Source organism: Chromobacterium sp. FG22, from assembly GCF_057809415.1.
The window spans coordinates 1-12,910 of record NZ_JBMDJX010000011.1 but is presented as its reverse complement, the minus strand read 5'-3'; the positions used below and the strand labels follow the sequence as shown (position 1 = coordinate 12,910).

Annotated in this window: 12 protein-coding genes and 1 riboswitch; of the genes, 8 read left to right on the top strand and 4 right to left on the bottom strand. The window is 62.7% G+C overall.

Annotated elements, in window-relative coordinates:
• Nucleotides 1-36: 36 nt before the first annotated feature.
• The gene (locus tag ACODSD_RS12465) at nt 37-474 is read right to left on the bottom strand and encodes a pilin (RefSeq protein ID WP_235084839.1); all 438 of its coding nucleotides are present in this window, start codon (nt 472-474) and stop codon (nt 37-39) included.
• A 15-nt stretch (nt 475-489) separates the two neighbouring features.
• Nucleotides 490-909 carry a pilin gene (locus tag ACODSD_RS12460; RefSeq protein WP_304502819.1) on the bottom strand — a complete coding sequence of 140 codons (420 nt, stop codon included), beginning with the start codon at nt 907-909 and terminating at the stop codon, nt 490-492.
• 195 nt (nt 910-1,104) lie between these two features.
• Here ACODSD_RS12460 and ACODSD_RS12455 point away from each other — a divergent pair, with 195 nt between their 5' ends.
• The 4 genes from ACODSD_RS12455 to ACODSD_RS12440 all read left to right on the top strand — a co-directional run bounded on the left by ACODSD_RS12455 (nt 1,105) and on the right by ACODSD_RS12440 (nt 6,523).
• A complete protein-coding gene (locus tag ACODSD_RS12455; protein ID WP_488877504.1) occupies nt 1,105-2,457 on the top strand; it encodes an adenosylmethionine--8-amino-7-oxononanoate transaminase in 1,353 nt (450 codons plus the stop codon).
• A gap of 102 nt (nt 2,458-2,559) precedes the next feature.
• Nucleotides 2,560-4,062, top strand: coding sequence for a hypothetical protein (locus ACODSD_RS12450; RefSeq protein ID WP_488877503.1), 1,503 nt, complete (start codon nt 2,560-2,562; stop codon nt 4,060-4,062).
• Nucleotides 4,063-4,251: 189 nt separating this feature from the next.
• On the top strand, nt 4,252-5,370 hold the full coding sequence (proB, locus tag ACODSD_RS12445; RefSeq protein WP_107797916.1) for a glutamate 5-kinase: 1,119 nt from the start codon (nt 4,252-4,254) through the stop codon (nt 5,368-5,370).
• Nucleotides 5,371-5,449: 79 nt separating this feature from the next.
• On the top strand, nt 5,450-6,523 hold the full coding sequence (locus ACODSD_RS12440; protein WP_488877502.1) for an ABC transporter substrate-binding protein: 1,074 nt from the start codon (nt 5,450-5,452) through the stop codon (nt 6,521-6,523).
• Between the two features lie 48 nt (nt 6,524-6,571).
• On the opposite strand, the gene ACODSD_RS12435 is transcribed toward ACODSD_RS12440, so the two are convergent.
• On the bottom strand, nt 6,572-6,979 hold the full coding sequence (locus ACODSD_RS12435; RefSeq protein ID WP_107797914.1) for a hypothetical protein: 408 nt from the start codon (nt 6,977-6,979) through the stop codon (nt 6,572-6,574).
• Nucleotides 6,980-7,096: 117 nt separating this feature from the next.
• On the bottom strand, nt 7,097-8,131 hold the full coding sequence (ruvB, locus tag ACODSD_RS12430) for a Holliday junction branch migration DNA helicase RuvB (protein ID WP_107797913.1): 1,035 nt from the start codon (nt 8,129-8,131) through the stop codon (nt 7,097-7,099).
• An 88-nt stretch (nt 8,132-8,219) separates the two neighbouring features.
• Nucleotides 8,220-8,366, top strand: a riboswitch (FMN riboswitch).
• A 125-nt stretch (nt 8,367-8,491) separates the two neighbouring features.
• Between ruvB and ribB the strand changes: the two genes are divergently transcribed.
• The 4 genes from ribB to ACODSD_RS12410 are packed head-to-tail and all read left to right on the top strand — an operon-like array spanning nt 8,492 to nt 12,486.
• Entirely contained in the window at nt 8,492-9,151 is a 660-nt protein-coding gene (ribB, locus tag ACODSD_RS12425) for a 3,4-dihydroxy-2-butanone-4-phosphate synthase (RefSeq protein WP_488877501.1), read from the top strand.
• 52 nt (nt 9,152-9,203) lie between these two features.
• Nucleotides 9,204-10,613: a sensor histidine kinase gene (locus ACODSD_RS12420; RefSeq protein ID WP_486636426.1), complete on the top strand. Its 1,410-nt coding sequence runs from the start codon at nt 9,204-9,206 to the stop codon at nt 10,611-10,613.
• Nucleotides 10,610-11,140 carry a hypothetical protein gene (locus tag ACODSD_RS12415; RefSeq protein ID WP_235084847.1) on the top strand — a complete coding sequence of 177 codons (531 nt, stop codon included), beginning with the start codon at nt 10,610-10,612 and terminating at the stop codon, nt 11,138-11,140. Before ACODSD_RS12420 ends, ACODSD_RS12415 begins: the two co-directional genes overlap by 4 nt.
• Entirely contained in the window at nt 11,137-12,486 is a 1,350-nt protein-coding gene (locus ACODSD_RS12410) for a sigma 54-interacting transcriptional regulator (RefSeq protein ID WP_488877500.1), read from the top strand. The genes ACODSD_RS12415 and ACODSD_RS12410 overlap by 4 nt, the downstream gene beginning before the upstream one ends.
• The last annotated feature ends 424 nt before the right edge of the window (nt 12,487-12,910 follow it).

Sequence of the window (12,910 nt, the reverse complement as noted above, 5' to 3'; positions counted from 1 at the left end):
GCCTTTCGGCACCCCCATTTCAACAAAAATTAAACATCAGTTACCAGCTCGGCAGTTTGCTGGCAACCATTGATCTTTAACACCATTGGAACTCGCCTTCGCACAAATCCATATAATCGACCCTCCTGATGCAGAGGGAGTCAAAGTCAATTTATTGTTAGTAGAGTCCACAAGTGTCGTACTGTACGTCACAGTAAGCACCCCACTAGCACCGACAGAAAGGTCAGTCACCGAATTACCCGTAATAGTAGTTTGCAATCCAGCAGAGGCATTGCTTGTCGGAAATGAGCCATTTGAAGCATAGTACTCTGCCACAGCAGTTTTTGCAGCAGAAGCCAGACTCAGACCCTCAGAAACTCTGGCCCGCTTCGTGTAGTCCTGATAAGCGGGAATGGCAATCGCGGCGAGAATACCAATGATAGCAACAACTATCATCAGCTCGATAAGAGTAAAACCTTGTTGGGATTTTTGCATTGAAAGCTCCATTCATTAATGGCAAGACGAAGGCACATATTGAGCATAAGCCGCATCAGTAGAGCACGACCACGCTATAGTACCACTACTCACTACTGGGGTAAAAACTACAGACAAACCAGAGACCACACTATTATTAAACAGCACAGTCACCGTACTGACTCCGCTACTGACTCCGACCTGCACATTACTGACATAATTTCCCGCCAAAGTATCAGGCAAACCCGCACTGGCATTGGTGCTTGGCCAAGTATTGCCCGCCAGATAGAATTCAGACACCGAGGTCTTTGCTTGATCCGCATAAGTCAGACCTTCCGCCACCTTGGCTCGAATCGTATAATTCTGATAAGCCGGAATCGCAATCGCCGCCAAAATACCGATAATAGCGACAACAATCATTAGTTCAATCAAGGTAAAACCAGCCGCCTTCCTCATTGCTCGGCTCCAAGGCTTGTTTTATAGGGTGTGGCTTATGCAGAAATCATGCCACCCCCTCTTCCACTCCCATTCCAATCAATCTGACAGGCATCAACAGCGCAACAAGTAGAAATGTGACGTTTTTGGTCAGTCCGCTGCCTTCGCCCTCCCTGTGATAGCATCGAATGCTTAGTCTGAATACATAGAACAGATATGAGTGATAACCAAGACTGGCTGCAACGCAGCTTCAACACCGTCTGGCACCCCTGCACCCAGATGAAGCGCCACGAGGCTTTGCCCATCGTGCCCATCGCCAGCGCCGACGGCGTCTGGCTGAGCGACTTCGACGGCAAGCGTTATCTGGACGGAGTCAGCTCCTGGTGGGTCAATTTGTTTGGCCATGGTCAGCCTCGGATCAAGCAGGCGATCAAGGATCAGCTGGACAAGCTGGAGCACGTGATGTTGGCGGGCTTTACGCATCAGCCCGTGGTGGAGTTGTCGGAACGTCTGGCCAAGCTCAGCGGCCTGGCCCACGTGTTCTATGGATCCGACGGCGCCAGCGCCACGGAAATTGCGCTCAAGATGAGCTTCCACTATTGGCGCAACCAGGGGCAAGCGGACAAGACCCGCTTCATCAGCCTGGAAAACAGTTACCACGGCGAAACCGTCGGCGCCCTGGCCGTGACCGACGTTCCCTTGTTTTCCAACACTTACGCCGGCTTGCTGAAGCCGAGCCTGCGCGCGCCGTCTCCGGACGCCCGCCGCGCGCAACCCGGAGAAAGCGCGGCCGATGCCGCGCTCAAAGCGATCCAGGCGCTGGAAAGCCTGCTGGCCAAACACGCGGGGGAAGTGGCTGCCGTCATCGTGGAGCCCTTGGTTCAAGGCGCGGCCGGGATGGCGATGTACGATCCGCTGTATCTGAGCGAGCTGCGCCAGCTGTGCGATCAATATCAGGTGCACTTGATCGCCGATGAGATCGCCGTCGGCTTTGGCCGGACCGGCAGTCTGTTCGCCTATCAGCAAGCCGACATCACGCCGGACTTTCTCTGTCTGTCCAAAGGCATTACCGGCGGCTTCCTGCCGCTCTCCTGCGTGTTGACCAGCCATCCGATTTACCAGGCCTTCTATCACGATGACGTCACCCGCGGTTTCTTGCATTCGCACAGCTATACCGGCAATGCGCTGGCCTGCGCCGCGGCCCTGGCGGTGCTGGATATCTTTGCGGAGGAAGATGTTCTGGCCGTCAACGCCGCCAAGGCCCAGCGCTTCAACGCGCAGATGGCTGCCTTGCGGGCACGGCCGGATGTCAGGGATTTCCGTCACCGCGGCATGATCTGGGCCTTCGAGGTCGACACCGCTCGAGCCGATTTCGCCCAGGCCTGCTTTGCCGCGATGCTGCGCCGCGGATGCCTGCTGCGTCCGATCGGCAACACCGTTTACTTCATGCCGCCCTACTCGATCACCGACGAGGAAATGGCTTTCCTGATCGCCGCCACCGAAGCCACGCTGGAGGAACTGGCGCGCGCATCCAACACCGCCGACGGCCAAAGCATCGCTTTGCCGTGATCCTCCTTGCCATGGCGGGGTGAGTGCCCATAGCATGCGATTTGGCAAGATTTACATTGTGAATCGCCTTGCATGCCGCCGCTCATCCTGCCAGAACAAACTATGGATCCTCTGCTGATAGATACTCAACCGGATAGTGTGGCGGCATGGCTGGAGCGGCTGCCCTTCACCGACCTGCCCGAATGCGGACGCTTATTGAGCCAGTCCCTGCAAAATCTGTCCCGGGTTCCGCTGGACGGCCATTTGCGCCACAAGCTGCTGAAGCTGTATCTAAAAGCGGTGGACCGCTATTATCCGCTGCTGGAAAACGAGATTCGGCAGCACGACAGCCTGGGCACGCCAAAAGTGCGACAGCTGGCCTTGCTCAGCGCCGAGCTGTTTGCAATGATTTTCATCACTTTCAAACAGACGCTGCACGATCGCCTGGCCAAGCGCAGCCTGCTGGATCGCGAGCATCCGAAAATCGAGCTGATGGCCTATACCATGATGGCGGCGCGCCAATTGCTGAGCATCAGCCAGCAATGTTATAGCCCGATCACGCCGGACTTCTGGTACGACTGCCACCAGCTGCATATTTTCGCCTGCAGCCGCGGCTGGCAGGACAAGGGTCTGGCCAACGACGACTCCATCCAGACCATCTATCTGCAAATTCTGCTGATGGGGCTGACGCCCAGCAATCGTCTCGCCCCCACCGAGCAGGCCTTGTCGCGGCAGTTGATCTTCGACCTGGCCGCCAAGGCCCGGCTAATCCCGGTGGAAGCCTTGACCCAGCCGGTGCACGGCTATCTGGTGGACCAACAGATCGATTCCCCACCGCGCTTTCTGCCGATTTCCGCAAGCAAATTGGGCCCCGGCTGCTTTCTGCTGGATCTGGAGCCGCTGCGCGACATTCTGGAGAAAAGCCGCGAAGCGCTGCAAAAGGCGCAGAACAATCGCCAACAAGGCCTGATGATAGACGAGTTGCAGCTCTTGTCCCTTTTGGTGGAGGAATGGCATCAGCCCAAACGCCGCCGCCACCCGCGGCTCAAGACCCAAACCATTATTGAAATCGTCGCCGCGCTGCCGGGCATCTGGTTCCATCGCAACGATCTGAGCTGGCAGTTACCCGGCATCGCCGCGGAAGAAGACACGCCGCGCCAACGCCCACCGCCGCCGCCCTGCTTGCTGGCTATTTCCAACCAGAGCGACAACGGCCTGCTGCTGCACGGCCAACCGCGCGATCAATCTTTGCGCGCCGGCGAGTTGCTGCTGGTCACGCCTCCCAATCAGCCGGAAAACGCCAAGCTGGGCATCGCTCGCTGGGTCGCGCTGCGCGCGGACGGGCGGGAGATCGAATGCGGCGTGGAGTTCATCGGCGGGCCGCCCCGGCCCGCGCTGGCCGTGCCCAGCATTACCCATCCCGGCGACAGCTTTCAGTTCGTCTTGCTGCTGGCCACGCCTGCCGGCGCGCCCAAACTGCTGTTGATGGCGGGACGCCCGTATAGCCAGTTGCGCGAATTCCGCCTGCACGACGGCGAACGGGAAAGCCTGATCCGGGTGTCGCGTCTGCACGCGCAGACTCCGCTGTTCCAGATCATGGAATACCGCGACAGCGAGCATTTCTGATCCAGATCAAGCTTTTATCGTGCTGCCTGGCCGGCCGGATGCCGCTGCCCGGATCAAAGCCCTTGTAATCAACGGACTGGCGCCATCGCTTGGTCGCCGGCGGACGCCCTCACCGCTGGAGACCGTCCGCCCCCCGATTTTTCGGGTACACTCCCCCGCATCTATCGTTTTCGACTTATGGAGTTTTGGATGCGCTCGGTTATTCACGCCGCAGACCGGATTGTGGTCAAGGTCGGCTCCAGTCTCGTCACCAATGACGGCAAGGGCCTGGACAGGGCGGCGCTTGATCGCTGGGCCGCGGAGATCGCCGAGCTGAAGCGGCGCGGCAAACAGGTGGTGCTGGTTTCCAGCGGCGCGATCGCCGAGGGCTGCCAGCGCTTGGGCTGGACCGTGCGCCCCAAGGGCGTGCACGAATTGCAGGCCGCGGCGGCGGTCGGCCAGATGGGCCTGTGCCAGGCCTACGAAACCGCCTTCCGCGGCTTTGGCCTGCAAACCGCGCAAATCCTGCTGACCCACGAGGACCTGGCCGACCGCACCCGTTACCTGAACGCCCGCTCCACGCTGACCAGCCTGTTGAACCTGAACGCGGTGCCCATCATCAACGAGAACGACACCGTGGTCACCGACGAAATCCGCTTCGGCGACAACGACACCCTGGGCGCGCTGGTGACCAATCTGATCGAGGCCGACGCGCTGATCATTCTCACCGATCAGCAAGGCCTGTACAGCGCGGACCCGCGCAAACACCCGGACGCGGAATTCATCCACGAAGCCGTCGCCGGCGAAGCCCGGCTGGAAGAGATGGCCGGCGGCGCCGGTTCCAGCGTGGGCACCGGCGGCATGATCACCAAGATTCTCGCCGCCAAGCGCGCGGCGCGCAGCGGCGCGGCCACCGTGATCGCCTGCGGCCGCGAGCATCAGGTGCTGTCGCGCCTGGCGGACGGCGAAGGCATCGGCACCCAATTGCTGCCGCCCACCAGCCGCATGGCGGCGCGTAAGCAATGGCTGGCGGACCATCTGAAGCTGTCCGGCCGTCTGGTGCTGGACGCCGGCGCGGCGCTGGCGGTACGGGAACGCGGCACCAGCCTGCTGCCTATCGGCGTTTGCGCGGTGGAAGGCGATTTCCTGCGCGGCGAGGCGGTGGCCTGCGTCGATCAGGAAGGCAAGGAAGTGGCGCGCGGCCTGGTCAACTACAGCTCCAGCGAAGCGCGCACCATCATGCAAAAACCCACCCGCGAGATCGAGGCCGCGCTGGGCTATATGATCGAACCGGAACTGATCCATCGCGACAATATGGTCGCGCTGTGACGGAGGCGGAGGCGCCGCGGCGCCTTCGCTCCGCCTCCCTTTTTACCCTCCCATTCTTTGAACTTAAGGATTCACGCGTATGAAAAAGCTGGCCCTTTCGGCGCTTCTGGCTCTGACTTGGGGCTCGGCAATGGCCGAGGACGTACTCCATATCTACAACTGGAACAACGCCTTGTCCGCAGACACCGCCAAGCGTTTCGAACAATCGTGCAAATGCAGGCTGGTGCAGGACTATTACGGGGACAACGAGGAAATGCTGGCCAAGCTGGCCGCCGGCGCCAAAGGCTACGACATGGTGTTTCCCACCGCCTTCGCCGTCAGCACGCTGATCAAGCAGGGCAAGACCCAGCCACTGAACAAGGCGCTGCTGCCCAACTGGAAAAACCTCAACGCCGGCTATCTGAGCCTGAACGCGCCGTTCGACGCCGGCAACAAGGTGGCCGCGCCCACCGTGGTATCGCTGACCTTGCTAGGCTACAACGAAACCCAGTTGCAAAAAGCCGGCGTGCTGCCGCAGGCCAACAGCTGGGCGCTGATCTTCGATCCCGCGGTGCTGGCCAAGATCAAGGGCAGGGTCACCGTGCTGGATTCTCAGCGCGAACTGATGTCCGCCGCCCTGCTCTATCTCGGCAAGGACGCCAACTCCGTCCAGCCAGCAGATTGGAAGGCCGCGGCCGGCGTGATCCGCAAAGCCAAGCCCTATTGGGCCGCCTTCAACAACCAGAGCTATATCAAAGAGCTGACCGTCGGCAATATCTGGGTGGCACACGGCTATTCCAACGATCTGTTCCAGGCACAGCAGGACGCGCAGCACGCCAAACGCCCGTTCAAGCTGGCTTACCAGCCGCAGAAAGAAGGCAATATCCTGGCGGTGGACAATATGGTGGTGTTGAAGGACGCCCCGCGTCCGGACCTGGCGCACCGCTTCATCAATTTCATGCTGGACGGCAAGAACGCCGCCGAGATTTCCAACCAGATCGGCGCAACCAATCCGGTCAAGGCGGCCGAGGCCTTCTTCAAACCGCAGATCAAGGCCAATCCGGTGATCATGCTGGAGCCGGCCAAGGGCAAATACGTGGCGCTGAAAGATCTGGACGTGAAATCCCGCCGCGATCTGAACCGCTTGTGGTCGCAAATCAAGATCGGCCGCTGAGCCGCGCCGCGCTTCAAAGAAAAATCCCGGTCCATGACCGGGATTTTTTCATTCGTCGGAGGCCTGCTCGCCTTTGCGCATCTCCACCGCCTTCATGATCACATAGGCCAGCATCGCGCACAGGAAGAACAACAACATCACCCAGGCAATCGAGCGCAGGGTGTCGATGAAGGTATTGAACAACTCCAGCAACCAGCGTTCGCCGGTCAGCTCCATCACCGTGCTGCCCTTGCCCGCCGCCGGCGGCAGGTACTTCTCCAACGCCCACTGCCGCACGCCGCCGGACACGCCGGTGACCACGATGGCGAAGAAAATGTACTTGCGCCAGGCATCGGTCAAATCCCGTCCCAGGACTCGCGCCAGAATCTTGTTGACCGCCGGATCGAAAAAGCGCGCGGTGAAAATCGAAGTGGCGATCGCCACCGCCAAGGTCAGGCCGAACAAAGCGTAGAACATAATCATCCCCCGCCGCAGCGGAATGCGTGAAAGCAGGCATTGTACGCCCGCGCGGCGGCGGCGGCGATCAAGGGATGGCCATGCTGCTGCGCGCAAGCGACAGCGCCGGCCGGCGCGTCAATCCCGCAACGGCAGCCCAAAGTGCTGATAGGCCAACGCCGTCGCCATCCGGCCGCGCGGAGTGCGCTGCAGATAGCCTTGCTGAATCAGGAAGGGCTCAATCACATCTTCTATGGTATCGGTGGATTCGCCGATGGCGGCCGCGACGTTGTCCAGCCCCACCGGCCCGCCGGAGAACTTCTCCAGAATGGCCTGCAGCAGTTTGCGGTCCATGACGTCCAGGCCGGCCGGGTCCACGTCCAGCATCGCCAGCGCGGCGTCCGCAACCTGAGCGCTGACCACCCCGTCGGCCCGGACCTCGGCGTAATCCCGCACCCGGCGCAGCAGCCGGTTGGCGATGCGCGGCGTGCCGCGGCTGCGGCGCGCCACTTCGAACGCGCCGTCGTCGGCCAGCTTGACGTTCAACAAGCCGGCGGAACGGCTGACGATGCGGGTCAGTTCCTCCGCGTTGTAGAACTCCAGCCGCGCGACGATGCCGAAACGGTCGCGCAGCGGATTGGTCAGCATGCCGGCGCGGGTGGTGGCCCCCACCAGGGTGAACGGCGGCAGATCGATCTTGACCGAACGCGCCGCCGGCCCCTCGCCTATCATGATGTCGATCTGATAATCCTCCAGCGCCGGATAGAGGATTTCCTCCACCACCGGGCTCAGCCGGTGGATCTCGTCGATGAACAGCACATCGTGCGGCTCCAGATTGGTCAGCAAGGCGGCCAGATCGCCCGCCCGCTCCAGCACCGGCCCCGAGGTCTGGCGCAAATTCACCCCCATTTCGCGGGCGACGATGTGCGCCAGCGTGGTCTTGCCCAAGCCGGGCGGGCCGAACAGCAGCACGTGGTCCAGCGCTTCGCTGCGGCGCTTGGCCGCTTCGATGAAGATCTCCAGCTGTTCGCGCGCCTTCTTCTGGCCGACGTACTCGTCCAGCTGCTTGGGCCGCAAGGCGCGCTCCAGCGCCTCCTCCTGGCTGGACAGGCTTTGCTGGGTGACGATGCGCGGCTCGGGCGCGCCGCCGTACAGGTTGTCGGTTTCAATCATGGTGTCAGCCGCCGGCCAAAAAAACGAATGCCCAATCTTACCACCGCGCTATAATCGCCGCTGGCCCGCCCATCATCGCGGGCCAACGCAACGTCTTCAGGGCGGGGTGCAATTCCCCACCGGCGGTATGATCGCAAGATCGAGCCCGCGAGCGCTTCCGCTTCCCGGCGGAAGGTCAGCAGATCTGGTGACAGGCCAGAGCCGACGGTAATAGTCCGGATGAGAGAAGACGACATGGCCGCCTGCCGCGCTACGCGCGGCCGCGGCGTGTTCGCTGCGCGCTAGTGCGCGCGGGTTGGCTTGCGCCGGCCCTTTTCACGCCCTGGAACCTGTTTCTCAAACGACCCGAGGACCGTTTCCATGAGTATCGCCACACACCCCGACATCTTGTCCCAACGCGTAGAGGCGGCGCTGAACGCCTTGCGCAGCGGCCTGCCGGTCATTGTTCCCGATGATCACGACCGCGAGAACGAGGCCGACCTGATCCTGGCCGCCGACGCGCTGAGCGAGGCCGAAATGGCGCGTCTGATCCGCGATTGCAGCGGCATCGTCTGCCTGTGCCTGACCGCCGAGCACGCCGCCCGGCTGCAATTGCCGCCGATGACGCAACGCAACGGCAGCCGCTACGGCACCGCCTTCACCGTCAGCATAGAAGCCGCCCAGGGCGTGTCCACCGGCGTGTCCGCCGCCGACCGGGTGCGCACCATCCAGGCCGCCGTCCACCCGCAAGCGCAGGCGGACGACGTGGTCAGCCCCGGCCATGTCTTCCCGCTGGTGGCCGCCGCCGGCGGCGTGCTGAGCCGCCGAGGCCATACCGAGGCCGCGGTGGAACTGGCGCGCCTGGCCGGCTTCCAGCCCGCCGGCGTGCTCTGCGAGCTGATGAACCCCGACGGCAGCATGATGCGCGGCGCGCAAATCGCGGACTACGCTCAAACGCACGCGCTGCCCGTTCTGAGCGTGGCTGAACTGGCTGAATGGATTTCCCGCCAGAACTTAGCCGCCGCTCCGCTGTCTGCTTGATCTTTGCCCTTAGCCGCGGGCCTACGCCCGCGGCGTCGACGCCGACCCCATCATGCTTCGTTTCGTTTCATTCCGCAGCCTGTTGCTGGCCAGCTTTCTGATCGTCGCCGTCGTGCCCTCGGCCGTGCTGATCCAGCTGCGCAACGAGCTGGGACACGCCGCCTCCACGCTGCGCTCGCATCAGGAGCAAGCCAAGGAATGGCTGGACGCCAACCGCGTGTCGCGCGAGCAATCCATTCAATTCGAACGCGCCACCCGCCAGGCTCAAATCCTGAAAGACCGCGCGCTGGCCAAAACCGCCGCCGGCGCCTGGCAGGAGATCGAGCTGGCGCAACGCAAATTGCAACGCGGCGACGACGACGAGTTGACGCTCAGCGCCCGGGCCATTCTGGCGATCCAGCCGCAACTCCAGGCCCTGCCGGCGCGCGCCGGCGCGCAACGCGACCGCTTGTTCCGCCAGCTGGACCTGCACCTGACCGCGCAAGGCCAATTGATCAACCGCCAACTGGAACAAAGCCAGCGCCAATGGCAGGACTCGATCACGGAAATGCGCCGCACCGCCGACCGCCTGGCCTGGCTGTCGCTGGCCTCCGCGCTGGCGCTGGCGCTGGCGATGACCTTGTTGATCAGCTGGCCGCTGCGCAAGCTGCAAGCCAAGATCGCGCGGATGAGCGACGGCGCGCGGCTGCAGGACTGGCGCCAGTCCGGCCCCGCCGACCTGCAGCGTCTGGCGCGCGAGCTGGCCCAGCTAGACCGCCGGCTGGCGGCGCTGGAAGAACAGAAAGGCCGTTTCTTCCGCCAAGCGTCCCATGAGCTGAAAACGCCGCTGGCCGCCATCCACGAAGCCGCCGCGCTGCTGCGCGAAGAAGTGATAGGACAGCTGTCCGCGCAGCAGCAGGAGATCGTCGCCATCCTGCAAAACAATGCGCAAACTCTGCGTCAGCGCGTGGAAGCCTTATTGCGCTATGATGCCGGCCAATGGCTGTCCGAGACGCTGACCGTGGAAACCTTCGATCTGCCGGCGCTGATTGCGGAGCGGCTGCAGGCCAGCCGTCCGCTATTGCAGGCCAAACGCCTGGCCGCCGACGTCCTGGGCGACGCGGATCGGGTCAACGGCGACCGCTCCAAAGTGGAAACCATTCTGGACAATCTATTGATCAACGCCATCCGCCACAGCCCCGCCGGCAGCGCCTTGAGCCTGCGCCACGGCCGCGACGCCGGCGGCGTCTGGCTGGAAATCCGCGATCAAGGCCCCGGAGTGCCGGACGCCTATCGGGAAAAAATTTTCGAACCGTTCTGGAGCGGCTCGCCGCCGCCGGGCGAACTGCCCGGCACCGGGCTGGGCCTGGCGATGGCGCGCGGCTTCGCCCAATTGATGCGCGGCGAACTGACGCTGGAATCCAAACCTCAGGCCGGCGCCTGCTTCCGCCTGCAGTGGCCGGAACCGGAGAACAAGATATGAAGACATCTCGCTTTTGGGCTCTCAACGCGCGCCGGCTTCTTTGGCTGTGCGGCCTGCTGGCCCTGAGCGCCTGCGCTCATCAAGGCCAGCCGGTCGCCGTGCCCGCCGCGCCCATCATCCGTTGCCCGGACGCCAACCAGATCCTGCTGCTACTGAGCCAGACGCGGGAAATCCAGGCGCTGAGCCTGGCCGGACGGGAAAGCTGCGGCAGCGCCCGCTTGCTGACTCTGCTGCAACAGGCGCAGGCGGCGGAGAGCCGCGCCGATGTTCAAAAACTGCAGGCCCAATTGGAAAGTCTGCTCGCCAAAACCGATAATCTGGACCCGGCCAGCCAGGGTCTTGCGCGGCTGCCGCTTCAACAGCTGCAGGAAAGACGCAAGCTGGCGGAAGCGCTGGAACGACAGCAGGCGCAGAACCGCGATCTGCAAAAACGCTACGACGACTTGAACGGCAAGCTCAACGCCTTGCGCGAAGTCGAGCGCGAACTCCAGCTGAAACCCAGCAAAACCAAAGGAGGCCAGCCATGAGCTCCATCGCCCGCATCGTCTTGGTGGACGACGATCCCGATCTGTTGCGCTTGCTCGGCCTTCGCCTCGGCGCCGCCGGCTACGAGGTCGAAGCGCTGGACAGCGCCGAAGCGGCCTTGAACGCGCTGGCGGCCCGCCGCGCCGACTTGCTGCTGACGGACTGGCGCCTGCCCGGCATGGATGGTCTGGAGCTGTTTGAGCAAGTCCGCCAGCGCTACCCCGCGATGCCGGTGATTCTGCTGACCGCCCACGGCACGGTGCCGGACGCCGTGGAAGCGGTCAGCCGCGGCGTATTCGGCTATCTGGTCAAACCCTTCGACGGCAAGGCGCTGCTGGACAAGGTGGCCCAAGGGCTATCGCTGGCGGGCCCCGGACGCGCGGTCGATCAAGCCGCCGCCGGCTGGCGCTCCGGCCTAGTCAGCCGCAGCCCGGCGATGGAGGAACTGCTGGCCGAGGCCCGCATGGTCGCCGCCACCGGCGCCAGCGTGCTCTTGCGCGGCGAAAGCGGCACCGGCAAGGAAGTGCTGGCCAAGGCCATCCACCTGGCCAGCCCGCGCGCCGGCCAGCCCTTCATCGCGGTCAACTGCGGGGCGATTCCGGACAATCTGCTGGAAAGCGAGTTGTTCGGCCATGAAAAAGGCTCGTTCACCGGCGCCAACGCGCGCCAGACCGGCCTGATCCAACAGGCGGACGGCGGCACCCTGTTCCTGGACGAGATCGGCGATATGCCGCCGCCGCTGCAGGTCAAACTGCTGCGCGTGCTGCAAGAGCGCGAGGTGCGTCCGGTCGGCGCGACGCGGGCGACCCCGGTGGATATCCGTCTGGTGTCGGCCACGCATCGCGAGCTGGAAGCGCTGATTCAGGAAGGCAGCTTCCGAGAGGATTTGTTCTACCGCCTGAACGTGGTGTCTCTGCGCCTGCCGCCGCTGGCGGAACGCCGCGAAGACATTCCTCTGCTGGCCGCGCATTTCCTGGAAAAAATCGCCACCCGCTATCAAAAGGCCGTCAGCGGTTTCGCCGCCGACGCGCTGGAATACCTGAGCGCGGCGCCCTGGCCGGGCAATATCCGACAATTGGCCAATGTGGTTGAACAATGTTGCGTGCTGACCACCGGCTCTCTGGTAACGCTGGCGCAAGTACAGAAAGCCGTCGCCAGTGAAGAAAGCGCGATTCCGACGCTGGCGGAAGCCAAGCGGCAATTCGAACGCGACTATCTGGAACGCCTGTTGCGGCTGACCGGCGGCAATGTCAGCGACGCCGCGCGCCTGGCGGACCGCAACCGCACCGAGTTTTACCGCTTGCTGCAAAAACACGAACTGACGCCGGCCGCCTTCAAGCTGGAATAAGCGCGGCGACGCGATCGGCGTGACGGAAACGGAGCGCCTCTACGTCTGTCGCCGATCGGCGACAGGCAAAACCCCAAGCAAATCAAAGCTCTGCCCATCTCCACCGACATTCTGTCGCCTAACGGCGACAGAATGGCCGCTTCCTGCAATCAAACTCAAGCCACAAAAAACGCAAAACTTTGATACATAAGAAAAAATCAAAGCTGGCACGCCTTTTGCCATAGGGAAAGCGCAAATGATCGAAGCGCGACAGACTCAAGCGCAAGCGATGTGACTCACTCTCTCGAAAAGGTTAATCCCATGAAGAAATCCACTCTTGCCATTGCTCTGATGACTTCCCTGTTCGCCGGCGCCAGCTGGGCGGCTCAAGACGCCAGCGCCCCGGCTGAACAAGCTCAACGCGCCACCGCCGCCAAGGGCGATG